Origin of the sequence: Streptomyces sp. NPDC029041, from assembly GCF_040637515.1 — a bacterium.
Classification (GTDB): domain Bacteria; phylum Actinomycetota; class Actinomycetes; order Streptomycetales; family Streptomycetaceae; genus Streptomyces.
The window spans coordinates 271,970-295,105 of sequence record NZ_JBEZWO010000004.1 but is presented as its reverse complement, the minus strand read 5'-3'; the positions used below and the strand labels follow the sequence as shown (position 1 = coordinate 295,105).

General features: G+C 72.6%; 19 protein-coding genes. 13 read left to right on the top strand and 6 right to left on the bottom strand.

Features of this window, described 5'->3' with window-relative positions; all coding sequences use genetic code 11:
* Positions 1–207: 207 nt before the first annotated feature.
* Positions 208–2,838 (bottom strand): DEAD/DEAH box helicase, encoded by a 2,631-nt coding sequence (locus AB0F04_RS11690; protein ID WP_362040211.1) that lies wholly within the window; start codon positions 2,836–2,838, stop codon positions 208–210.
* 476 nt (positions 2,839–3,314) lie between these two features.
* Here AB0F04_RS11690 and AB0F04_RS11685 point away from each other — a divergent pair, with 476 nt between their 5' ends.
* Positions 3,315–4,064, top strand: coding sequence for a ferritin-like domain-containing protein (locus AB0F04_RS11685; RefSeq protein WP_053671656.1), 750 nt, complete (start codon positions 3,315–3,317; stop codon positions 4,062–4,064).
* A gap of 246 nt (positions 4,065–4,310) precedes the next feature.
* Here AB0F04_RS11685 and AB0F04_RS11680 read toward each other — a convergent pair whose 3' ends face one another.
* The 4 genes from AB0F04_RS11680 to AB0F04_RS11665 all read right to left on the bottom strand — a co-directional run bounded on the left by AB0F04_RS11680 (position 4,311) and on the right by AB0F04_RS11665 (position 6,469).
* Positions 4,311–4,580: a hypothetical protein gene (locus AB0F04_RS11680; RefSeq protein ID WP_362040208.1), complete on the bottom strand. Its 270-nt coding sequence runs from the start codon at positions 4,578–4,580 to the stop codon at positions 4,311–4,313.
* Positions 4,581–5,025: 445 nt separating this feature from the next.
* Positions 5,026–5,253, bottom strand: coding sequence for a DUF3107 domain-containing protein (locus tag AB0F04_RS11675; RefSeq protein ID WP_260827407.1), 228 nt, complete (start codon positions 5,251–5,253; stop codon positions 5,026–5,028).
* A gap of 136 nt (positions 5,254–5,389) precedes the next feature.
* Positions 5,390–6,037, bottom strand: a complete 648-nt coding sequence (locus tag AB0F04_RS11670; protein ID WP_053671654.1) for a TetR/AcrR family transcriptional regulator — start codon at positions 6,035–6,037, stop codon at positions 5,390–5,392.
* Between the two features lie 207 nt (positions 6,038–6,244).
* Entirely contained in the window at positions 6,245–6,469 is a 225-nt protein-coding gene (locus tag AB0F04_RS11665) for a hypothetical protein (RefSeq protein WP_362040206.1), read from the bottom strand.
* A gap of 255 nt (positions 6,470–6,724) precedes the next feature.
* Here AB0F04_RS11665 and AB0F04_RS11660 point away from each other — a divergent pair, with 255 nt between their 5' ends.
* The 12 genes from AB0F04_RS11660 to moeZ all read left to right on the top strand — a co-directional run bounded on the left by AB0F04_RS11660 (position 6,725) and on the right by moeZ (position 21,578).
* On the top strand, positions 6,725–7,768 hold the full coding sequence (locus AB0F04_RS11660; protein WP_362040203.1) for an alpha/beta hydrolase: 1,044 nt from the start codon (positions 6,725–6,727) through the stop codon (positions 7,766–7,768).
* Positions 7,769–7,776: 8 nt separating this feature from the next.
* Complete coding sequence (locus tag AB0F04_RS11655; protein WP_362040200.1) at positions 7,777–9,393, top strand: DUF3152 domain-containing protein; 1,617 nt, start codon at positions 7,777–7,779, stop codon at positions 9,391–9,393.
* A 69-nt stretch (positions 9,394–9,462) separates the two neighbouring features.
* Complete coding sequence (locus AB0F04_RS11650) at positions 9,463–9,555, top strand: Ms4533A family Cys-rich leader peptide (RefSeq protein WP_324614289.1); 93 nt, start codon at positions 9,463–9,465, stop codon at positions 9,553–9,555.
* A gap of 167 nt (positions 9,556–9,722) precedes the next feature.
* Positions 9,723–11,441 carry an ABC transporter substrate-binding protein gene (locus tag AB0F04_RS11645; protein ID WP_362040197.1) on the top strand — a complete coding sequence of 573 codons (1,719 nt, stop codon included), beginning with the start codon at positions 9,723–9,725 and terminating at the stop codon, positions 11,439–11,441.
* Positions 11,442–11,445: 4 nt separating this feature from the next.
* Positions 11,446–12,456 (top strand): ABC transporter permease, encoded by a 1,011-nt coding sequence (locus AB0F04_RS11640; protein ID WP_362040195.1) that lies wholly within the window; start codon positions 11,446–11,448, stop codon positions 12,454–12,456.
* Complete coding sequence (locus tag AB0F04_RS11635; RefSeq protein WP_362040192.1) at positions 12,453–13,451, top strand: ABC transporter permease; 999 nt, start codon at positions 12,453–12,455, stop codon at positions 13,449–13,451. Before AB0F04_RS11640 ends, AB0F04_RS11635 begins: the two co-directional genes overlap by 4 nt.
* Positions 13,448–15,040, top strand: coding sequence for an ABC transporter ATP-binding protein (locus AB0F04_RS11630; RefSeq protein WP_362040189.1), 1,593 nt, complete (start codon positions 13,448–13,450; stop codon positions 15,038–15,040). Before AB0F04_RS11635 ends, AB0F04_RS11630 begins: the two co-directional genes overlap by 4 nt.
* Positions 15,041–15,300: 260 nt before the next feature.
* A complete protein-coding gene (locus AB0F04_RS11625) occupies positions 15,301–17,028 on the top strand; it encodes a DUF3492 domain-containing protein (RefSeq protein WP_362040187.1) in 1,728 nt (575 codons plus the stop codon).
* A gap of 239 nt (positions 17,029–17,267) precedes the next feature.
* The gene (locus AB0F04_RS11620; protein ID WP_362040812.1) at positions 17,268–18,440 is read left to right on the top strand and encodes a hypothetical protein; all 1,173 of its coding nucleotides are present in this window, start codon (positions 17,268–17,270) and stop codon (positions 18,438–18,440) included.
* 199 nt (positions 18,441–18,639) lie between these two features.
* A complete protein-coding gene (locus AB0F04_RS11615; RefSeq protein WP_362040184.1) occupies positions 18,640–19,599 on the top strand; it encodes an NAD-dependent epimerase/dehydratase family protein in 960 nt (319 codons plus the stop codon).
* A complete protein-coding gene (locus AB0F04_RS11610) occupies positions 19,587–20,336 on the top strand; it encodes a spherulation-specific family 4 protein (protein ID WP_362040181.1) in 750 nt (249 codons plus the stop codon). The genes AB0F04_RS11615 and AB0F04_RS11610 overlap by 13 nt, the downstream gene beginning before the upstream one ends.
* A gap of 63 nt (positions 20,337–20,399) precedes the next feature.
* Positions 20,400–21,578: an adenylyltransferase/sulfurtransferase MoeZ gene (gene moeZ, locus AB0F04_RS11605; protein WP_031112256.1), complete on the top strand. Its 1,179-nt coding sequence runs from the start codon at positions 20,400–20,402 to the stop codon at positions 21,576–21,578.
* A 71-nt stretch (positions 21,579–21,649) separates the two neighbouring features.
* Here the strand turns inward: moeZ and AB0F04_RS11600 are convergent, their stop codons facing one another.
* Complete coding sequence (locus AB0F04_RS11600) at positions 21,650–23,116, bottom strand: alpha/beta hydrolase (protein ID WP_362040178.1); 1,467 nt, start codon at positions 23,114–23,116, stop codon at positions 21,650–21,652.
* Positions 23,117–23,136 lie beyond the last annotated feature (20 nt).

The following is a 23,136-nucleotide window of genomic DNA, read 5'->3' as shown; positions in this document are numbered from 1 at the left end:
GCCCGGCTGCGTGCCGGGTCCGGCCGGGGCGGCCGACGTGACCTCGGCGGTCCGTGCCGCGAGGGCCGGGTGCGCGGCCGTCGGGGGGCAGGCCTTCGCGGGACGGGGGGTGGCGGTGGCTTCGGGCGGTGGCCGGACGTGCCTTCTGGCTGAACGCCGACGGCCCGGCTCCCTGTTCGGGAGCCGGGCCGTCGTGGGAGGAGCGGGTCAGCCCTCCGTGGGCTCCGCGGCGGCCGTGGCCTTGCGGGTGCGACGCGCCCTGGGCTTCGGCTCCGTCGCGTCCTCGGCAGCGGCAGCCGGGGCCGCTGCTGCCGTCTTGCGCGTGCGGCGCGGCTTGGCCGCGGCGGCCTCCGGCTCCTGATCCGCCTGCGCGGGGATCTCGGCCGGTTCGGCGGCCTTGCGGGTGCGGCGGCGCGGCGGGGCCTCCGTACCCTCGGCCGTGTCGACGGCGGTCTCGGCCGCCGCTGCCGTCTTCCGCGTCCGGCGCGGCTTGGCCTCGGCGGTCTCCGCCTCGGGGGCTGCGGCAGCCGTCTTGCGCGTCCGGCGCGGCTTCGTCTCGGCGGTCTCCGTCACCGTCTCCGCGACGGCAGCGGCGGTCTTCCGCGTCCGGCGCGGCTTGACCTCGGCGGCCTCCGGCTCCTGGGCCGTCTGGGCCGGGATCCCCGCGACGGCCGGGGCCGATTCGGCGGCCTTACGGGTCCGGCGGCGCGGCTTGGCCTCCGCGCCCTCGGCCGTGTCGACGGCTTCCTCGGCCGAAGCGGCGGCCTTGCGGGTGCGGCGCGGCTTGGTCTCCGCGACCTCGGAAGACTCGGCCGTGGCCGTGGCCGTGGCCGTGGCCGTGGCCGTGGCCACGGTTTCGGCGGTCTTGCGGGTGCGGCGACGCGGCTTGGCCTCGGCGGCCTCCGCCGTGTCGACGGCGGCTTCGGCCGCAGCCGCCGCCTTGCGCGTACGCCCGGGCTTGGCCTCGGCCGCCTCGACGGCGTCCTCCGCGCCCGGCGCCGCCGCAGCCGTCTTGCGGGTGCGGCGCGGCTTGGTCTCGGCCGGTTCCGACGCGGGCTCGCCGGTCCCGGCGGCCGTGTCGAGCGCCGACTCGGCCGCGGACGCCGCCGTGGCCTTGCGGGTGCGGCGGCGCGGCTTGGCAACGGTCTCGGTCTGTGCGGCGTCCGCGGCGGCCGGAGCCTCGGCGACGACCGCCGGCTCCGCGGCCGACGGCGTCACCGCGGCCTCGGTCTCCACCACAGGCGTCTCCGAACGGCGCGTACGGCGCCGTCGCGGCTTCGCGTCCGTCTCAGGGGCCTCCGTGGCCGTGCCCTCCGCCGTCGCGACGGCGTTCTCCGCCTGCTCGGACGCGGCGGACTCGACCGCCGCGGCGGCAGCCGGCTGGGACTGGGCCCCGCCGCGGGTGCGGCGACGGCGGCGCGGGGTGCGCGGAGCCGTCACGGCGTCCGCCTCGGCGGCGCCGTCGGTGGCCGTCGTGTCCGGTGCGGTGGTGCCGACGGACTCGGGAGCCCCGTCCACCGCGGTCCCGCCGCGGGTACGACGGCGGCGACGCGGCGTACGCGACGAGCCCTCACGCTCGGCCGAACGGGACTCGTCCCGGTCGCCCCGGCCACCTCGTCCGCCGCGCCCGCGCGGCGCGCGGCCGCCCGGCTCGCCCAGGTCCTCCAGCTCCTCCGCGTCCAGCCCGGCGCGGGTGCGCTCCGAGCGCGGCAGGATGCCCTTCGTGCCCTCGGGGATGCCGAGGTCGGAGAACAGGTGCGGAGAGGTGGAGTACGTCTCCGGCGGGTCGTTGAAGTCGAGCTCCAGCGCCTTGTTGATCAGCTGCCAGCGCGGGATGTCGTCCCAGTCGACCAGCGTGATCGCCGTACCCTTCGCGCCCGCGCGGCCCGTCCGGCCGATGCGGTGCAGGTACGTCTTCTCCTCTTCCGGCGACTGGTAGTTGATGACGTGCGTGACGCCCTCGACGTCGATGCCGCGGGCGGCGACGTCGGTGCAGACGAGCACGTCCACCTTGCCGTTGCGGAACGCGCGCAGCGCCTGCTCACGAGCACCCTGGCCGAGGTCGCCGTGGACCGCGCCGGAGGCGAAGCCGCGCTGCTTCAGCTGGTCGGCGAGGTCGGCCGCCGTGCGCTTGGTGCGGCAGAAGACCATGGCCAGCCCGCGGCCTTCGGCCTGGAGGATGCGCGCCACCATCTCGGGCTTGTCCATGTTGTGCGCGCGGTAGATGTACTGCTTGGTGTTCGCGACCGTCGCGCCCGCGTCGTCCGGCGTCGTGGCGCGGATGTGCGTGGGCTGCGACATGTAGCGGCGGGCGAGGCCGATGACCGCGCCCGGCATGGTGGCCGAGAACAGCATCGTCTGGCGCCGCACCGGCAGCATGTTGATGATCTTCTCGACGTCGGGCAGGAAGCCCAGGTCGAGCATCTCGTCCGCCTCGTCGAGGACCAGGCACTTGACGTGCTTCAGGTTCAGCTTCTTCTGACCGGCGAGGTCGAGCAGCCGGCCCGGGGTGCCGACGACCACGTCGACGCCCTTCTTGAGGGCCTCGACCTGCGGCTCGTAGGCGCGGCCGCCGTAGATGGCGAGGACGCGGACGTTGCGCACCTTGCCCGCGGTCAGCAGGTCGTTGGTGACCTGCGTGCACAGCTCGCGCGTGGGGACGACGACAAGCGCCTGCGGGGCCTCGGTGAGGGCCTCGGGCGCGGCGCGTCCGGCCTCGACGTCGGCGGGGACGGTGACGCGCTCGACGAGCGGGAGGCCAAAGCCCAGCGTCTTGCCGGTGCCGGTCTTCGCCTGGCCGATGACGTCCGTGCCCGACAGGGCCACGGGGAGCGTCATCTCCTGGATGGGGAAGGGAGTGGTGATGCCGACGGCCTCAAGCGCTTCGGCGGTCTCGGGGAGGATTCCGAGCTCTCGGAACGTAGTCAGGGTGCTGCCTCTTCTGTGTGGGCGGCGCGAGGCGAGCGCGGGGTCGTGTCAGACCGTGCCGGGGACGTCGGGCTGCCTACGGGCGGGCCGTAGAGCACGGGACCGCGCCGACGCTCTAGCGCTCGTGCCGCTGAGGGTGTCCCCCTCCGGGTCTCGTACGCACTGTGGCGGACGGCCGGGGAGGGCTGTCGGGTCGGAGCCGATCGGGCCACCGACCGGGCATCCTCATACGTGCGGCCTGTCGAGGTACGTCGACGTACCAGCAGGCGCATTACCACCATACCCCGGAATCGCGCACATGCGATGGCCGATTCGGTCACGTAGTCGTCGTCACAGTGATTGACCAGGGCCTTACGGCCCCTGGCAAGCGGGTTATTGTGCGCTTCATGACGAGCTCTGACAAGCCTGACAACGCCTCGGACACCGCCGCCGCCGAACCCGCCTCCGTCGCCGCCCGGGACTGGGCGACGGCCTCCGCCGACCCGCAGTACCGCGCCGCGGTCGTGGATCTGCTCGGCGCGCTCGCCTACGGGGAACTTGCGGCGTTCGAGCGGCTCGCGGAGGACGCCAAACTGGCGCCGACCCTCGCGGACAAGGCGGAGCTGGCGAAGATGGCGTCGGCGGAGTTCCACCACTTCGAGAGGCTGCGCGACCGGCTCGCCGAGATCGGGGAGGAGCCGACGCGGGCGATGGAGCCGTTCGTCGCCGCGTACGACGGCTTCCACAAGCAGACGGCCCCCTCGGACTGGCTGGAGGGCCTCGTCAAGGCCTACGTCGGCGACTCCATCGCCAGCGACTTCTACCGGGAGGTCGCCGCCCGGCTGGACTCCGACTCCCGCGATCTGGTGCTGGCCGTGCTCGACGACACGGGGCACGGCGGCTTCGCCGTGGAGAAGGTGCGGGCCGCCATCGACGCCGACCCGCGCGTCGGCGGGCGGCTCGCGCTGTGGGCGCGGCGGCTGATGGGCGAGGCCCTGTCGCAGTCCCAGCGGGTGGTCGCCGACCGGGACGCGCTGTCGACCATGCTGGTGGGCGGTGTCGCGGACGGCTTCGACCTCGCCGAGGTCGGCAAGATGTTCTCCCGGATCACCGAGGCCCACACCAAGCGGATGGCCGCACTGGGGCTGGCCGCCTGAGGCCTGTCGTCTGGATCAGGTCGCGGGACACAGGACATCGGCGGTTCTTGTCAGTGCCAGGCCCCGCGTCTGCGGGCCGATCCGAACGACAGGTCCTCTAGTCCTCGTCGTCTGTCGGGAGCCGGCTGCCGGGCGCGGTGCCTTCAGCCGGCCCTGGACCCGCGACGCCGGGACGATCCGGCCGGGCGGGGCCCGGTCGCCCTTCGGCCGGTCCGCTTCCTCGCGAGCGCCACCACCGGCGACCCGTCACGCGGTCGCCGATCGGCGGCGCATTCTTCCCGAGGGGCGCAGCAGCAGCGACATCGAGGCCACCGAGACGATCGCCGCGCCGAGCAGGACGAGCAGTACGTGTCCGGCTGCCAGCGCGCTGTGCATGACGAAGGCACCGAAGAGGGCGCCGGCGACGCCGGTCGACAGCACCATGGAGCGGGCCGGGAGACGGTGCTGCAGGCGGTGTGCGGCCGCCCACGCCAGAGCCAGGCCGAGGATCGCGGAGCTCAGCGCTTCCAGGAGCATGTCGGGGTCCCTCCCACACGGCCGGCCTGCCCAAATCGGTCGTAGCCCGTCTTACCCCTGACCTGCGAAATCCAATCCACCCTTGTGGACGACCTGTGCTCCATCCGTGGAGGAACCGGTGCGGTGCCCGGGGAAGCCGAGGGCTACGGGGGAGGGGTGTCCGAGTGAGCGTGACGCAAACGGGCCGAAGCATCAGTGACGGTCGGCAGTAGCGCAAGCGGGACGGGTCGGCAGCGAGGCGGGCGGGACCTGTGGGCGGAAACGCGAACGGTCGACCGGAACGCGAACAGGTGACCGAAGCGCGGACGGCCGGCGGAAACGCGAACGGCAGGCGGAAACGCGAACGGTGAGCGGAAACGAACGGTGGGCCGAAACGCGAAGGGTGGGCGGCAACGCAAGCGGGGCGGGCCGGCCGCAGCCGTCCCGCCCCGCTCGCGCGTTGCGCCTACAGCGCGCCGAAGCCCACCTTGCGCGGGGCCGGCTCACCGATCTCGACGTAGGCGAGACGGTCGGCCGGGACGAGAAGCTTGCGGCCGTGCTCGTCCACGAGGCTGAGCAGCTGCGACTTTCCGGCCAGTGCCTCGGCGACCACGCGCTCGACCTCCTCGGCACTCTGACCGCTCTCCAGAACGATCTCGCGGGGCGCGTGCTGCACGCCGATCTTGACCTCCACGGCTATGTCCCTCCGACGGTCAGTGATGTGCGCGACCTTCCGCGCCGTACGCAGCACACATTAGCCCGGTGAGGGGACGTACATGCTCCGCCCGAGAACGCCACGAGCGAACATCGGGCGGGAACAAAGACGCCCGTCAGTGCTGCGGCTGGTCCATGCCGTGCAGCGGGAAGCCCGCGATACCACGCCACGCCAGCGAGGTGAGCAGCTGCACGGCCTGATCGCGCGGCACGCTGCGGTCGCTGTGCAGCCAGGACCGCGCCACCACCTGAGCCAGGCCGCCCAGGCCCGAGGCGAGCAGCATCGACTCCGCGCGCGACAGGCCGGTGTCCTCGGCGATGACGTCGCAGATCGCCTCCGCGCACTCGTTCGTGACCTTGTCGACGCGCTCGCGCACGGCGGGCTCGTTCGTCAGGTCCGACTCGAAGACCAGGCGGAAGGCGCCGCCGTCGTCCTCGACGTAGGCGAAGTAGGCGTCCATGGTCGCCCGCACGCGCTGCTTGTTGTCGGTCGTCGACGCCAGCGCGTTGCGTACGGACTGGATGAGCGACTCGCAGTGCTGGTCCAGCAGCGCGAGATAGAGGTCGAGCTTGCCCGGGAAGTGCTGGTAGAGCACCGGCTTGCTGACGCCCGCGCGCTCCGCGATGTCGTCCATCGCCGCCGCGTGGTAGCCCTGGGCCACGAAGACTTCCTGGGCGGCGCCCAGGAGCTGGTTGCGTCGGGCACGGCGCGGCAGGCGTGTGCCCCGCGGGCGAACCGCCTCTGTCTGCTCGATGGCTGTCACGCCGCCTCCCATGTTCGTCCATGTGCGGATCTGGCCGCGTCGCCATCGTACTTTTCGGTAACCGTGGCGTGCGCGGTGAGAGCGCAGAATTTCACGGACCGGACGGATGCGAAAGCGGTTGCGAAGGTTTTAAACAGGGTCAGAGCGGGCAAAAAGCTGCCTCTTTCCTGTTCTGTGGAGCGGTTCGTCGCCCGTCGGCGGCGATCGTCACCGGTAGTCGTCCTCGTCGAGCGAGACGATCCGGGCCTGCTCCACAAGATCCGCCTCGTTCGCGCGGTCCGGGTCGACAGCGGTCAGCGGGTCGTCGCGGTCCGGCGCGAGGTCCGCCTGCTGCTCGGCCGCGTCGACCTCGGGCGCCTCGACGTCGAACTCCTGCGCCTCCGGCGCGTCCTCGTCCTCGAACGTCTCCGGGTCGGTGGGGTCTACGGCCATGCTGGGCTCCCTTCCTACGAACGTCCCTGGGAATGCAGGGGCCACACGCGGGTGCCCTCTGTACGAGCCTAGGAGACACCCGATCCGGACGCTATGCGATCCGCGTCCGGGACGTGACGCAGTGCTGCTTCTGTCGACTGCCGCCCCTCCGTGCCCGGGTGCCTGTTCTTCCGCGTCTCCAACGGGCCGGTTCCTGTGATGGCGAACACAGGCGAACACATGAGCCACGGCGTGATCGTCTCGTAACATTGCCGCATGTCTTCGACCGAGCTGCCGTTCGTGCCGCCCGCCAATGTGCTGCCCAAGGTGGGGACCGTCCGGGTCGCGGAGGGTGAGCGGCTGAGGTCGGTCGAGCTGCCCGGCGTCACGCTCACGATGCGGTCGAGGCCTCCGGCGCGCGAGGGGCTGCCTCCCGCCCTGTTCGTGCACGGGCTCGGCGGTTCCTCGCAGAACTGGTCGGCGCTGATGGCCCTGCTGGACGACTCCGTCGACGGCGAGGCCCTCGACCTGCCCGGCTTCGGCGACTCCCCGCCACCGGACGACGGCAACTACTCCGTCACGGGGCACGCCCGCGCGGTCATCCGTTACCTCGACGCCGCCGGACGCGGTCCCGTGCACCTGTTCGGGAACTCGCTCGGCGGCGCCATCGCCACCCGTGTCGCCGCGGTTCGACCCGATCTGGTCCGTACGCTGACGCTCGTGTCGCCCGCTCTGCCGGAAATCCGAGTGCAGCGCACCGCCGTGCCCACCGGGCTGCTGGCGGTGCCCGGTGTCGCCCTCCTCTTCACCCGGCTCACCCGGGAGTGGACGGCGGAACAGCGGGTCCGTGGCGTGATGGCGCTGTGCTACGGGGACCCCGGGCGGGTGACGCCGGAAGGATTCAGCAACGCCGTGCAGGAGATGGAGCGGCGCCTGCGGCTGCCCTACTTCTGGGACGCGATGGCGCGCTCCGCGCGCGGGATCGTCAACGCCTACACACTGGGCGGCGAGCAGGGGCTGTGGCGCCAGGCGGAACGCGTCCTCGCGCCGACCCTCCTCGTCTACGGCGGCCGAGACCAGCTCGTCGGCTTCCGCATGGCTCAGAAGGCGGCCCGGGCCTTCCGGGGCTCGAGGATGGTGACATTGCCCGACGCGGGCCATGTGGCGATGATGGAGTACCCGGAGACCGTGGCCCTGGCATTTCGTGAACTGCTCGAGGACTCAGGAGAGTTGGGAGTACGGCGAGCCGGGCGGACCGACCGGCCGGCGGCCGGGGACGCTGCCGGCGGAGCAGGCACCGACGAGAGCATGGGGGGCTGAGGCGCGACGTGGGACGCCACAGCCGCCGCGGACCGGTCGTCAAGGACGACGGCGCGGACACGACCGCGGCACGGGACGGCCGGACCGGCGCCGCACAGGGCCGGTGGCCGGGCCAGGCGCCTGACGCCGGACGGGGGGCCAGGAGCGCACCGCCCGGCACACCGCAGGGGGGTGCGCCGTCGCAGGGCTCGCGCAGGGTGCCGGGGCCGAGGCCCGCGCCGGCGGACGGAACGCCGCCACACGGCATGCCGCAGGGAACGCCGCCGCGCGGCACGCCGCGACTGCCCGACGGCTGGCACACCGAGGGCACACCGGCCCAGGGCGTGCCACGTCTGCCCGATGGCACACCGGTACAGGGAGTGCCCCGCCTCGCTGAGGGCGCTCCCTCGCGTGGCGTACCGAGGCGCACTGACGGGACTCTCGCGCACGGCGTACCGAGGCGCGCTGACGGGACTCCCGCGCACGGCGTTCCCCGGTTGCCGGACGGCACCCCGGCGCACGGCTTCCCGCACACCCGCGGAGGGCATCCCGAGCAGCGGGAATCCGGGGGCGGCTGGGGCGAGCCGAGGGCGAGCGGCGGAGGGACCGCCGGTGTCGGTGTACCCATACCGCGGCAGCGCCGCGCATCCGTGCCCGGGCCGCGGCAGGACTACATCGATGCCTTCGTCGACGAGGAGGACGACGTTTTCGCGCCCCGTACGCCCGCCTCCGCGCACGCCGCGGACGCCTACGCCTCCGTGGCGGACTGGAGCGTCGGCAGCCCTGCCGACGCCGGGTCCGGCCACGACGACGCGGGGCCCACCGGCACGCCGGCGCCGGGCAGGGGCGGCAAGGGCCGTACGTTCACCGGCATCGCGGCCGCGGCGGTCACCACGGTGCTGGCCGTGGTCGTCGCCGGGCAGGTCGCCGACGATCACGGCGCCGCCGGGCTGCAGTCGCAGTCCGCCGGCGACCAGGCCCGGGACGTCCGGGACTCCGCGTCCCGTGCGGACGGCCGGGCGCCCGCCCCCGAGGCCAAGCTGCTGACGTACGACGAGAAGATGGGCAGGACGTATCCGCTCGGCGCCACCCTGAAGGGCTCGGGGAAGTTCGACGCCGTCCCCGGCATCGCCAAGGCGCCGGGTGCCGGGCAGAAGTACACCTACCGCGTCGACGTGGAGCAGGGCCTCGGACTCGACGGCGCGCTCTTCGCGGAGGCCGTCCAGAAGACCCTCAACGACCAGCGCAGCTGGGCCCACAACGGCGCGCGCACCTTCGAGCGGATCTACTCCGGCAAGCCCGACTTCGTGATCACCCTGGCCAGCCCCGGCACCACCGCCGACTGGTGCGCCAAGTCGGGCCTGGACACCACCCAGGACAACGTCTCCTGCGACTCGGCGGCGACCGAGCGCGTGATGATCAACGCCTACCGGTGGGCGCAGGGCTCGGAGACCTACGGCGACAGCAAGATCCACGCCTACCGGCAGATGCTCATCAACCACGAGGTCGGCCACCGCCTCGGCTTCAATCACGTCACCTGCGACAAGGACGGCGACCTCGCCCCGGTCATGCAGCAGCAGACCAAGTTCCTCGACCACGACGGCATCCGCTGCCGCCCCAACGCCTGGGCATATCCGGGTAGTTGAACCGCGCGCCGCGGGGATGTGGCGCGGCTCGCGTTGACATGCGCGGAATGATCGTTCATATTTCTGGGCATGTCGCCCCGTCACGCCTCCGTTCGCGCCGCCATCGAGCTGGCGCTCATCGGTGTGACCCCGCTCTGCGTGGCCGACATTCACTGTTGCTGACGCCCGCCCCCGGCGCGCGTCGCTCACACTCCCCGTGACTCGGTCACGGCTTTCCGACGACTCGGTGCCGGGCAGACGTCTGTCTTCTTCCGTCTCACCCTTCGTCTTTTCGTCTCGCGATCCGAGAAATCATGGTCCGGGACGCCTTCCGAGAGGTCGTCATTCCGATGCGCCAACCGTCCGTCACAGCGCGCCGCGTGGCCGCGGCATCCGTCAGCCTGGTCCTGGCAGCGGGCGCCGCCGCCTGCGGGCCGAAGGACAACGATGCCAAGGGCGCCGGCGGTGACTCCACGCCTCACAAGGGCGGCACGCTCACCGTGCTGAACGCCAACCCCCAGCAGGACTTCGACCCGGCCCGCCTCTACACCTCCGGCGGCGGCAACGTCCCGTCCCTGGTCTTCCGTACGCTCACCACCCGCAACCGCGAGAACGGCGCCGCGGGCGCGAAGGTCGTCCCCGACCTCGCCACCGACACCGGGCGTCCCGGCAAGGACGCGACCGTGTGGACGTACACGCTGAAGAAGGGCCTGAAGTACGAGGACGGCACCCCGATCACCTCGGCCGACATCAAGTACGGCATCGAGCGCTCCTTCGCTCCCGAGCTCTCCGGCGGCGCCCCCTACCTGCGGGACTGGCTGGTCGGCGCGGCCGACTACCAGGGCCCGTACAAGGACAAGAAGGGCCTCGACGCGATCGAGACGCCCGACGAGCGGACCATCGTCTTCCATCTGAACAAGCCCGAGGGCGAGTTCCCGTATCTGGCCACGCAGACGCAGTTCGCCCCCGTCCCGAAGAGCAAGGACACGGGCACCACGTACGAGGAGCACCCGGTCTCCTCCGGGCCGTACAAGGTCGTGCGGAACGAGAACGACGGTGAGCGGCTGACGCTGGAGCGCAATACGCACTGGTCCGCCGCGACCGACGCCGAACGCAAGGCCTACCCGGACAAGATCGACGTGCGGTCCGGGCTCGACTCGTCCGTCATCAACCAGCGGCTGTCCGCGTCCCAGGGAGCGGACGCCGCCGCGGTCACCACGGACACCAACCTCGGCCCGGCCGAACTGGCCAAGGTCACCGGCGACCAGGACCTCGCCTCCCGCGTCGGCACCGGGCACTTCGGCTACACCAACTACATAGCGTTCAACCCCACCGTCAAGCCGTTCGACGACCCCAAGGTGCGGCAGGCCATCTCGTACGCCATCGACCGGTCCTCCGTGGTCAACGCCGCGGGCGGGTCCGCGCTGGCCGAACCCGCCACCACCTTCCTGCCCGACCAGAAGTCCTTCGGCTACACGCCCTACGACCTCTTCCCGGCGGGCAAGACCGGTGACCCGGCCAAGGCCAGGGAACTGCTGAAGCAGGCCGGTCACGCGAAGGGCCTCACCGTCACGCTGACGCATTCCAACGCCAAGGACTTCGAGACCAGCCCCGAGATCGCGACCGCCGTCCAGGACGCGCTCAAGAAAGCCGGCATTACGGTCAGGCTGCAGGGTCTGGAGGAGAACGACTACTCCGCCAAGATCCACGACGTGAAGTCCGAGCCCGGCTTCTTCCTCGCCCACTGGGGCGCCGACTGGCCCTCCGGCGGGCCGTTCCTCGCCCCGATCTTCGACGGCCGCCAGATCGTCAAGGACGGCGCCAACTTCAACACCGGCCTGCTGAACGACAAGTCGGTCAACGACGAGATCGACGCGATCAACAAGCTGACCGACCTTGACCAGGCCGCCGAGAGGTGGGGTGCACTGGACAAGAAGATCGGCGAGCGGGCCCTGACCGTGCCGCTGTTCCACCCCGTCTACAAGCGTCTGGTCGGCAAGGACGTCAAGAACGTCGTGATCAGCGACTGGACCGGCGTGCTGGACATCTCCCAGGTCGCGGTGAAGTGACACCGTGAGCGAGGCACTTCTCGCCACCGAGGTGGCCGGCACGGACAGCACCGTCCCGGCCGCCTCGGGGGCCCGTCAGTTCTGGCGGCGGCTGCGCACGCAGCGCGCCGCCCTCGTCGCGGCCGGAGTCGTCGCGCTGCTCGTCCTGGTCGCGCTCGCCGCGCCGCTGCTCACCGCCCTGGAAGGCCAGGACCCGACCACCTACCACCCCTCCCTGGTGGACTCCGCGCGCGGCGGCGTGCCCATCGGGTCCCTCGGCGGAGCGAGCGCCGACCACTGGTTCGGCGTCGAACCGCAGACCGGCCGTGACCTGTTCGCGCGGCTGGTGTACGGGGCACGCGTCTCCCTGGGCGTCGCCCTGGCCGCGACCGTGGTGCAGGTAGCCCTCGGAATCACCGTGGGCGTCGCGGCCGCACTCGGGAGGCGATGGGTCGATCAGCTGCTGAGCCGGTTCACGGACGTCATGGTCGCCATGCCGCTCATGATCATGGCGTTGGCGCTGCTCGCGATCGTCCCGGCGAGCTTTCCGCGGCCGGTACTCGTCGCGCTCGTCATCGGCCTGATCGGCTGGGGCAACATCGCCCGGATCGTGCGCGCCCGGACGCTCACCCTCAGGGAACTCGACCACGTCGCGGCAGCCCGGCTCAGCGGCTGGGGCACCTGGAGCATCGCCCGCCGCGAACTCCTGCCCGGGATCGCCGCGCCCGTCATCACGTACGCCGCGCTGCTCGTCCCGACGAACATCACCGTCGAGGCCGCGCTGTCCTTCCTCGGCGTGGGGGTGAAGCCGCCCACGCCCTCCTGGGGGCAGATGCTCACGGCCGCCGACGTCTGGTACCAGGCCGCCCCGCAGTACCTGCTGCTGCCCGCGGGCGCCCTGTTCGTCACGGTGCTCGCCCTCACGGTCCTCGGCGACGGCGTCCGCACCGCCCTCGACCCGCGCGCGGCCTCCCGGCTGCGCGTCGGGACGGGACGCAGGCGGGAGTCGAAGGCGGACGCGGGAGGCACGGCATGAACGGCATCACCGGCTTCGTCCTGCGCCGCGCCGTCGGCGCCGCCCTCACCCTGTTCGTCATCTCGGTGATCGTCTACGTCGTCTTCTACGCCACGCCCGGCAATGTCGCCCAGATCACCTGCGGTCCGCGCTGCTCGCCGGAACAGGTGCATCAGGTGGCCCGGCAACTGAACCTCGACGACCCGTTGTCCGTGCGGTACGGCCACTTCCTGCAGGGCCTCGTCGCCGGCCAGGACTACTCGACCGGCACGTCCGTGCAGCACTGCCCCGCTCCCTGCCTCGGCCTGTCCTACCAGAGCGACCAGCAGGTCACGCGGCTGATCCTGGCCAAGCTCCCGGTCAGCCTGTCCCTGGTGGCCGGCGCGATGGTCATCTGGCTGGTCCTCGGCGTCGGCACCGGCGTGCTCTCCGCCTGGCGGCGCGGCCGGTTCTCCGAGCGGGTGCTGACCGGCATCACCCTCGCCGGCACGGCCACCCCGGTCTTCGTCATCGGTCTCGTCCTGATGATCGTCGTCTGCGGGGAACTGCAACTGCTGCCCTTCCCGCAGTACGTGGCACTCGGCGACGACCCCGAACAGTGGGCGTGGAACCTGCTGCTGCCCTGGCTGTCGCTCGCCCTCATCGAGGCCGCCGCGTTCGCCCGGCTGACCCGGGCCTCGATGCTGGAGACGCTGGCCGAGGACCACATCCGTACCTTCCGCGCGTACGGCGTCGGCGAACGGTCCGTCGTCGGGCGGCACGCGCTGCGCGGCGCGTTCGCGCCGGTCATCGCCCTGAACGCCAACAACGTCGGGTCGGCGATCGGCGGCGCGGTGCTCACCGAGACGCTGTTCGGCCTGCCCGGCATCGGACAGGAACTCGTCCATGCCGTCAACGTCGTCGACCTGCCGGTCGTGGTCGGCATGGTCCTGGTCATCGGATTCTTCGTGGTCCTCGCCAACGCCGTCGCGGACGTCCTGTACGCGGTGGCCGACCGACGGGTGGTGCTGTCATGAGCCTGGTCGACGTGACAGGCCTCCGCGTGGACTTCGGCGCGCTGCGTGCCGTCGACGGACTCTCCTTCCGTCTGGAGGAGGGCGCCGCCCTGGCCCTGGTCGGCGAGTCCGGCTCCGGCAAGTCGACGGTGGCGTCCGCGCTGCTCGGTCTGCACCGCGGCACCGGCGCGCGCGTCGAGGGCACGGTCGAGGTGGCCGGCACCGACGTGCGGCGCGCCTCCGACGAGGAACTGCGGCGGCTGCGCGGCGGACGGGCCGCCATGGTGTTCCAGGACCCGCTGTCCTCCCTCGATCCGTACTACGCGATCGGAGACCAGATCGCCGAGGTCTGCCGCGTGCACGCGCGCGTGTCCCGGCGGGCGGCACGCGCGCGTGCCGTGGAGGTCCTGGACCGGGTGGGCATCCCGGACGCCGCCCGGCGGTCCCGGTCCCGGCCGCACGAGTTCAGCGGCGGCATGCGCCAGCGCGCCCTGATCGCCATGGCGCTCGCGTGCGAGCCCCGGCTGCTCATCGCCGACGAGCCGACGACCGCCCTCGACGTGACGGTCCAGGCCCAGGTCCTCGACCTGCTGCACACGCTGCGCGAGGAGACCGGCATGGGCCTGCTGCTCGTCACGCACGACGTCGGCGTCGCCGCCGAGAGCGTCGACGAGGTGCTGGTGATGCGGCACGGCCGGGCGGTCGAACACGGCCCGGTCGCCGACGTGCTGGGCGCACCGGCCCAGCCGTACACCCGGGAACTGCTGGCCGCGGTCCCCCGGCTGGACGCGCCGCGGAAGGCCCCGGCGGCCCCCGGGGAGGTCGTCCTCGAGGCGGTCGGCCTCAGGCGCGAGTTCGGGCGCGGGAAGCGGGCGTTCACTGCCGTGGACGACGTGTCGCTGGTCCTGCGGCGCGGCGAGACCCTCGGGGTCGTCGGCGAGAGCGGCAGCGGCAAGACGACCCTCGGGCGCATGCTCGTCGGGCTGCTGGAGCCGACGGCGGGATCGCTGGCCTTCGAGGGCCGAACGCACAGCGGGGTGAACCCGTCCGTGCAGATGGTCTTCCAGGATCCGGTCTCCTCCCTCAACCCACGCCGCAGCGTGGGCGAGTCCATCGCCGACCCGCTGCGCGCACGGGGCGAGCGGGAGGAAGGGCGCATCCGGGAGCGCGTGGGTGAACTGCTGGAGCGCGTGGGGCTCGAGGCAGCGCATTACGACCGGTATCCCCATGAGTTCAGCGGTGGGCAGCGCCAGCGGGTCGGCATCGCGCGGGCGCTCGCGGCCGACCCGCGAGTCATCGTCTGCGACGAGCCGGTCTCGGCCCTCGACGTCACCACCCAGGCCCATGTGGTCGGCCTCCTGAGGGAGTTGCAGCGTGAACTCGGGCTCGCGCTGGTCTTCGTCGCCCACGACCTGGCCGTCGTGCGCCAGGTCAGTGACCGGGTCGCGGTGATGCGGCGCGGCAGGATCGTCGAGGAAGGGCCCGCCGGGGAGGTGTACGAGTCGCCGCGCGACCCCTACACCAGGCAGTTGCTGGCCGCCGTACCGGCGCTCGATCCGCAGGTCGCCGCGCGACGCAGGGCGGAGCGAAGGGAGTTGGCCGCGGCATGACCCGGGCGGGGGCATTCGGATCGGCCCCGGCAGGACCCCGGGCGGAGCGACTCGAATCGGCCGCGGCATGACGATCCGTGTCCGGTTGATCTCCTAGCGCGACAAAACGCGACCCGCACGGGAAAGTTACGACCGTTCACCCCTTTTGGTGGTGCGACGGACAACCGTCCGTCGCACCACCGCCTTGTCCGCATACGTTCGTCCCGCTGCGAGCCGCCGGGCAACGGCGGCTCTCCACACGGGAGATCGGGGGTGCACACGTGCGCATCGGACTGCTTACGGAAGGTGGCTATCCGTATGTGAGCGGTGACGCCAGGCTCTGGTGCGACCGGCTGGTGCGCGGGCTCGCCCAGCACGAGTTCGACGTCTACGCGCTCAGTCGCAGCGAGCACCAGGAGGACGAGGGCTGGGTCCCGCTGTCACCGAACGTCCACCGGGTGCGCACCGCGCCCCTGTGGATGGCCGAGGACGACGAGGCGACGCTCGGGCGCCGTGCACGCCGGCGGTTCACGGAGTGCTTCGGGGAACTGGCCGCGGTGGTGTGCGAGGGACCGGGGGCCGGGAGTGCTCCCAGTCCCGCCGGAGGGCTGTCCGAAGGCGCGCCGGCCTCAGAGGCGGACCGTTTCGCCAACGCTCTGTACGGGCTCGCCGAACTCGCGCGCGAGGAGGGCGGCCTGGCGGGAACGCTCCGGTCGGAAGCCGCCGTACGCACCCTGGAACGCGCCTGTCGTGCGCCCGGCGCCCACCGCGCCGCGCGGGAGGCGCGCGTACCGGATCTGCTCACCGTCGCCGCACATCTCGACCGCGCCCTGCGCCCCCTCTCCCTCGACTGGTACGAGGAGGACGGGCTCGGCGCCGTCGACCTCTGCCACGCCGCGTCCGGCGGTACGGCGGTCCTGCCCGGCCTGCTGGCCCGGCACTTCACCGGCGTACCCCTGATGGTGACCGAGTACGGCGTGCGCCTGCGGACGCACTATCTGACCGCCCCGGACGCCCCGCCCGCCGTACGGTCCCTGCTGGCGGCCTTCCAGGGCCGGCTCGCGGCCGAGGCCTACGGGCGGGCCGAGGTCGTCACCGCCGGCAACACCCACACCCGCCGCTGGCAGGAGCGCTGCGGTGCCGACCGGCACAAGCTCCGCACGGTACACCCCGGCATGGAGGCCCGGCCCTTCGCCGAGGTGGGCGAGACCCCGGACTGCACGGACCCGGACACGCTCGTCTGGGTCGGCCGTGTCGAGCCCGCCAAGGACCTGGTCTCGCTCCTGCACGCCTTCGCGGAGGTACGCAAGCAGGAGCCGAGGACGCGGCTGCGCATCGTGGGTGCCCCCGCCGGTCCCGAGGGGGCCGCCTACCTCGGTCACTGCAGGACGCTGGCCGCCCAGCTCTTCCCCGACGAGGCCGAGGGCCCGCACACCGCCGGCGACAATCCGGTGTCCTTCGAGGAGATCGGCGGCCCGGACATCCCGTCCGTCGCCGACGCCCACGCCTCGGGTGCCGTGACCGTCCTGTCCAGCGTGGTCGAGGGATTCCCCGTCGGCCTCGTCGAGGCCATGCTCTGCGGGCGCGCGACGGTGTCGACGGACGTCGGCGCGGTCGTGGAGGTCATCGGCGGCACGGGCCTCGTCGTACCGCCGCGCAATCCGCGGGCGCTCGCCGACGCGTGCGTGGCGCTGCTGCGCGACCCCCAGCGCCGGGCGCGCCTGGGCGCCGCCGCTCGTGCCCGTGCCCTCGAACTGTTCACGGTCGAGCAGAACATCGAGGCGTTCCACGGCCTTTACCTGGAGATCGTTTCCCGCGCGCCCGTCCGCCGTGTCCTCCTCGACGGAGCGGGGGCGCCCCTGCCGTTCGCGGTTCCCGCCGAGGCCCATGTGCCCGTCCGCTGGACCGCCGCCTCACCCCCTCTTGCCGCCGCCCGCAGCGGCCCCGGCCGGGCAGCGGGCGGACCTGTGCGGGCGACCACTCCCGTGCCCGCCCAGGAGGGTGCGTGATGAGCGACTTGAATGAACTGGCCCCGGAAGGCCGGAAAGCCCCGGAAGCCCCGGAAGCCCCCGAAGTCCCTGTCCCGCGGGCCCCGGAAGCAGCCCCGGAGGCGTTCGCGGAACGCACGGCCGGGAGCCGACAGCCCGCAGCCGGGCGCGAGGTGCCCGGCGTGGGGGAGCGTGCTGCCGATCGCAAGGTGCCCGGCGAGTGCGTGGCCGCCCGCAAGGTGCCCGGGAGCCGTGATCCGGTGCTCGACCGCCCGGCTCCCGGCGGGGGGGAATCCGCCGCCGCGCAGAAGGCCTCCGCCCCGCGTCGCGGCGCAGCCGATCCGGTCAAGGCGCTGATGCACCGGCACCGTGAACTCTGTGAGCGCGCGGTCGACCCCTTGGAGATCGCCGCAGGACTGGAGGCGCACGGCATCACCGACCGGATCGCCGCCCGCTTCCGCCACCGCGATGTCTTCTCCCTCGCCGAGGAGATGTACGCGCGGGTTGCGCGGGACGGGGACACGCCCCCGCCCGCACCGCCCGCCCCTCCCCGGGTGCGCGCCGACTGGGCGTTCCTGACCCTTCTGCCCGGTGCGCTGTGCGCCGCAGCCGTGGCCGCCGTGCACCTCACCCACGGGCAGCCGCGCCTGTTCGCGGCCGCGGCGGGCGCCCTCGCGGTGGCCCTGGGATTCCGTGCGGCCCTGCGCCGAGGGCCCCTGAGCAGGACCTACACGGGCCGGCCCGGGCCGCGGCCGGGCGCAGCCACCGGCAGGACCACCCCGTGGACCCTGTGGCTCGTCCTCTACGCCCTCCTGGGCGACGGGCTGCTCCGCAACGCCCTCACCGGAGGCCCCGACGCCCTGCCCACCGGCGCGCCCGACGGCCCCTGGCCCCTCACCGCCGCCCCCGTCCTGGCTCTCGCCCTGGCCTGCGCGCCCGCCGCCTGGATCACGCACCTCCTCACCGTGCGCGCCCACCGCAGGCTCGCCTCCAGCCGCGGTCTGGAGGACTTCGCCGCCGCCGTGCGGCCCCTCCTGCTCGGCACGTTCGCCCTGTTCCTGGGTGCCTCGGCGGCCCTGCTCGCCCTCTGCGGGGAAGTCCTCGGCGAGTCCGGTGCCTCCGCTCAGGCCCTGGCCCTGGGGGCGCTGCTGTACCTGGCCCGCGTCCTCACGGTGCACGGCTTCACCTACGCCCCCGCCGTGGTCCTCACCGCGACGGCCACGGCAGAGGCGGTCGCCCTCGCCACGGTCTTCGCCTCCCGCCTCCCCGGTCTCGCCTTCCTGGCCACCCCCGTCCAGACCCTCGCCACCACCTGGGGTGCCGGCAGCATCCCCACCCTCGCCTGCGGAGCGGCGGCTCTGGCCCTGCTGTTCCACGCGACCCGCAAGCTCACCCGGGCCTCGGCCCACGCCCCGCAGGAGCCCGCGCGGTGATCCCCGTCGACGCCGTTCCCGCAGCCGACGCCGTTCCCGCCGCCGACACCGGTCCCGCCGCCGCGGGCGGCTCCCGCCCCGCCCCGTCTCTTCCTGCTGTCTGCCCTTCCTTCCCCTTCCCCTTCTTTTTCCTTTACGCCTCGAGGAGAACCCGCATGATCACCCACCCAGGAACCCCGGCGACCCCGGGAGCCACGCGATGAGAGTCCTGCTGATCGGAGCCAACGGCTACATCGGGCGCTTCGTCGCCGACCGCCTGCTCGCCGACCCGGCCGTGCAGCTCACCGCCCTCGGCCGTGGTGACGACGCCGACGTCCGCTTCGACCTCGCCTCCGGCAGCCCCGGTGCCCTCACCCGCTTCCTCGACGCCGTCCACCCGGGTGTCGTCGTCAACTGCGCGGGCGCCACCCGCGGCGGGGCCCGCGAGCTCACCCGCCACAACACCGTCGCCGTCGCCACCGTCTGCGAGGCCCTGCGCCGCAGCGGCTGCGGCGCCCGGCTGGTGCAGATCGGCTGCAGCGCGGAGTACGGCCCGAGCCAGCCCGGCTCCTCCACCGCCGAGGACGCGGTGCCCCGGCCCGGCGGCCCGTACGGCGTCAGCAAACTCGCCGCCACCGAACTGGTCCTCGGCTCCGGTCTGGACGCCGTCGTCCTGCGCGTCTTCTCACCGGCCGGTCCCGGCACCCCCGCCGGCTCCCCACTGGGCCGTCTCGCCGAGGCCATGCGCCGCGCCATGCAGTCCGGCGACGGCGAGCTGAAACTCGGCGGGCTCGGCGCCCAGCGAGACTTCGTCGACGTCCGCGACGTGGCCCGCGCCGTCCACGCCGCCTCGCTCTCCGCCGCGCAGGGCGTCATCAACATCGGCTCCGGCCGCGCCGTGCGCCTGCGCGACGCCGCCGGGGTCCTCGCCCGCGTCGCCGGATACGGCGGCGCCCTCCACGAACTCGACGGTCCGCCCGGTGCCCTGCGCACGGCCATCGGCCATCCCCGCCCCGACCCGGACCACGCGCCCCCCGTCGCGTACCCGTACCCGGACGGCTGCGGCAGCTGGCAGCAGGCCGACGTGCGCACCGCGCGCGACCGGCTCGGCTGGCGTCCCCGGATCGGCCTGGAGGAGTCCCTCGCCGACATCTGGATGGAGGCGGCATGCCGCATCTGACCAGATCCCGGCGGAGCACCTCGGGTACGGAACTCCGCCCCGGCGTCGGGGTACCCGGCTACGCACACCCCCTCCTCGCCCCCACCGAATGGGGCGAGCTGACCCGCCCCGGCACCCCGCTGCACTGGGTGGTCCTCAACGTGGCCGACGGCCCCGGCGCGCGCCCCGACCCGCACTGCCTGGCGGCGGCCGGCCGCCTGCGCAACGCGGGCATCCGCGTCCTCGGCCACCTCGACACCCGGTACGGCACCCGGAACTTCGGCGAACTGATCTCCGACGCCCACAGGTTCGTCGACTGGTACCAGGTCGACGGCTTTCTCCTGGAGCGCTGCCCCGCGGACCACGCCGGTCTGCCCGAGATCCGCCGTACGGTCGCCACGCTCCGCGTGATCCGTGACGCTGCCCACATCGTCCTCGGCCACGGCATCCACCCGCACCCCGGCTACGTCGAGCTCGCCGACCAACTGGTCACCTTCTCCGGACCCTGGAGCGACTACCGCTGGTCGCAGGTGGCCGAGTGGACCGCCGACCACGCCCCCGAGCACTTCTGCCACTTCGTCCACGGCGTGCCCCGCCCCCACCTGGCGGAGGCGCTGCGCATCGCCCGCTGGCAGGGCGCCGCGACGGTCTGGATCACCGACCACACGGACGGGGGCGGTCACACCGACCCCTGGGAGGCCATGCCCGGCTACTGGGACGAATTCGTCTCGCGGGTCGGAACAGGTGTCTCGGAATGAAAAAGCGCATGGCACTGTTACGGGGAGAACAACCGTAGTGATTGACCGACCAACGGAGTCCCCGTGTCGCTGCCACCCCTGGTCGAGCCGGCTTCCGAGCTCACCGTAGACGAGGTCCGCAGGTACTCCCGCCACCTGATCATCCCCGACGTGGGCATGGACGGGCAGAAGCGGCTGAAGAACGCCAAGGTGCTGTGTGTGGGCGCCGGCGGCCTGGGCTCGCCGGCGCTGATGTACCTGGCCGCCGCGGGCGTGGGCACCCTCGGCATCGTGGAGTTCGACGAGGTCGACGAGTCGAACCTGCAGCGCCAGATCATCCACAGCCAGGCCGACATCGGCCGCCCCAAGGCCGAGTCCGCCCGCGACAGCGTCAAGGGCATCAACCCGTACGTGAACGTGATCCTTCACGAGGAGCGGCTCGAGGCCGACAACGTGATGGACATCTTCAGCCAGTACGACCTGATCGTCGACGGCACGGACAACTTCGCGACCCGCTACCTGGTCAACGACGCCTGCGTGCTGCTGAACAAGCCGTACGTCTGGGGCTCGATCTACCGCTTCGACGGCCAGGCGTCCGTCTTCTGGTCCGAGCACGGCCCCTGCTACCGCTGCCTGTACCCGGAGCCCCCGCCCCCCGGCATGGTCCCCTCCTGCGCCGAGGGCGGCGTCCTGGGCGTGCTGTGCGCGTCCATCGGCTCCATCCAGGTCAACGAGGCCATCAAGCTGCTCGCCGGCATCGGTGACCCGCTGGTCGGCCGGTTGATGATCTACGACGCCCTGGAGATGCAGTACCGCCAGGTCAAGGTCCGCAAGGACCCGAACTGCGCGGTCTGCGGCGAGAACCCGACCGTCACCGAACTCATCGACTACGAGGCCTTCTGCGGCGTCGTGTCCGAGGAGGCCCAGGCGGCGGCCGCCGACTCCACGATCACTCCCAAGCAGCTCAAGGAGTGGATCGACGACGGCGAGAGCATCGACATCATCGACGTCCGTGAGCCGAACGAGTACGAGATCGTCTCCATCCCGGGCGCCCGGCTGATCCCGAAGAACGAGTTCCTCATGGGCACCGCTCTGGAGAGCCTCCCGCAGGACAAGAAGATCGTCCTGCATTGCAAGACGGGTGTCCGCAGTGCGGAAGTCCTCGCGGTGCTGAAGTCCGCGGGCTTCTCGGACGCGGTGCACGTCGGCGGCGGCGTGATCGGCTGGGTCAACCAGATCGAGCCGTCCAAGCCGGTGTACTGAGCCGTATCCGGCCTCCCTTCCCGAACGGCGGGGGCCTCGGGCACCACGGGTGTCCGAGGCCCCCGCCGTCGTCATGAGCAGACCGTGCCGTCCTTCGGCACCGAACCGTCCAGCAGGTAGGCGTCCACCGTGGAGTCGACGCAGTCGCTCCCGCTGCCGTACGCACCATGTCCCTCGCCCCGCCAGGTGAGCAGCACTCCGACGCCCTTGCCCAGTTCGTCGGCCATCCTGCGCGCGCCTTCGAACGGGGTTGCCGGGTCGCCGGTGTTGCCGACCACCAGGACGGGGGCCGCGCCCGGGGCGCTCACTTCCGGGGTGTCGTGCTGTCCCGGCACCGGCCAGTCGTGGCACCAGCCGGCCGTGTCCCAGCCGAGGAACGTCCCGAAGACCGGGGAGATCTTCTCGAACCGGGGCAGCAGCCGCTTCGTCTCGGCCACCGTCGGCCGCTCCCGGTCGTCCAGGCACGATATGACCCGCTGGGAGTGGCGCGTCGTGCCGTAGCGCCCCGACGGCTGACGTTCGTTGTAGCGGTCTGCGAGGGTCAGCAGCTCCGAGCCGTCGCCCCGTTCGGCCGCGTCGAGGGCGCCGGTCAGCGTCGGCCAGCTATCCTTGCTGTACAGCGGCAGGATGATGCCCGTCACCGCGAGGGCCTGGGTCAGCTTCCGCCCGGGCAGGCCCGCCGGGAGGGGCCGGGCGTCGATCCGCCGCAACAGGGCCGCGATCTTCCGCGAGCCCTCCTGCGGGTCCTGGCCGGTGGACTCGAGGTAATTGTTCAAAGCGCGCTGGAATCCCCGGGCCTGGTCCTCGGCGTGGCCCACGGTGTCCGCGCCGGGGTCGACGACCGCGTCCAGCGTCATGCGTCCCACCTTCTTCGGGAACAGATGGGCGTAGGTGCCGCCCAGTTCGGTGCCGTAGGAGATGCCGAAGTAGTTCATCCTCTTGTCGCCGAGGACTTCACGGATGCGGTCCATGTCACGGGCCGAGTCGGCGGTCGAGACGTGGGACATGAGCTCCCCGGCGTCCTTCCGGCAGCCCTTGCCGAAGTCGGTGGTGTCCGCCAGGTACGCCTTCTCCTCGGCGGGGGTGTCCGGCGTGAGGTCCACCGTTTCGGCGGCCAGGATCTGCTTGTCGCTCCGGCAGCGGACCCCCTCGCTCGCGCCCACCCCGCGGGGGTCCCAGCTCACCAGGTCGTACCGCTCGCGCAGTGAGGAGACGGCCGGGGCGTACGACGGCATCATGGACACGCCCGAGGCGCCCGGACCGCCGAAGTTGAACAGCAGTGAGCCGACGCGGTCGCCGCCGCGCGCCCTGGCGCGGATCAGACCCAGGCCGATCGTCTCGCCGTCCGGCTTCGACCAGTCCAGCGGCACCTTCAGCGTCGCGCACTGCCAGTCGCTGCTCGGTGCGGGGCCGTCGGACGTGGCTTTGCAACGCCCCCAGGACAGCCCGCTCTTGTCGTCGGACGGACCGCCGCCGCAGCCCGCGGCCAGCAGGGCCGATACGGCCGCCAGAGCGGTCCACCGAACAAAGCGTGCCATGGGCCATCCCCCCTCGCAGG

Coding starts and splice junctions, on each gene's coding strand:
- AB0F04_RS11690 (WP_362040211.1), bottom strand. CDS start 2,838: ATGACGCTCCCCGTGGCCCTGTCGGGCACGGACGTCATCGGCCAGGCG.
- AB0F04_RS11685 (WP_053671656.1), top strand. CDS start 3,315: ATGACGAGCTCTGACAAGCCTGACAACGCCTCGGACACCGCCGCCGCC.
- AB0F04_RS11680 (WP_362040208.1), bottom strand. CDS start 4,580: ATGCTCCTGGAAGCGCTGAGCTCCGCGATCCTCGGCCTGGCTCTGGCG.
- AB0F04_RS11665 (WP_362040206.1), bottom strand. CDS start 6,469: ATGGCCGTAGACCCCACCGACCCGGAGACGTTCGAGGACGAGGACGCG.
- AB0F04_RS11660 (WP_362040203.1), top strand. CDS start 6,725: ATGTCTTCGACCGAGCTGCCGTTCGTGCCGCCCGCCAATGTGCTGCCC.
- AB0F04_RS11650 (WP_324614289.1), top strand. CDS start 9,463: ATGTCGCCCCGTCACGCCTCCGTTCGCGCCGCCATCGAGCTGGCGCTC.
- AB0F04_RS11645 (WP_362040197.1), top strand. CDS start 9,723: ATGCGCCAACCGTCCGTCACAGCGCGCCGCGTGGCCGCGGCATCCGTC.
- AB0F04_RS11635 (WP_362040192.1), top strand. CDS start 12,453: ATGAACGGCATCACCGGCTTCGTCCTGCGCCGCGCCGTCGGCGCCGCC.
- AB0F04_RS11630 (WP_362040189.1), top strand. CDS start 13,448: ATGAGCCTGGTCGACGTGACAGGCCTCCGCGTGGACTTCGGCGCGCTG.
- AB0F04_RS11615 (WP_362040184.1), top strand. CDS start 18,640: ATGAGAGTCCTGCTGATCGGAGCCAACGGCTACATCGGGCGCTTCGTC.
- AB0F04_RS11610 (WP_362040181.1), top strand. CDS start 19,587: ATGCCGCATCTGACCAGATCCCGGCGGAGCACCTCGGGTACGGAACTC.
- AB0F04_RS11600 (WP_362040178.1), bottom strand. CDS start 23,116: ATGGCACGCTTTGTTCGGTGGACCGCTCTGGCGGCCGTATCGGCCCTG.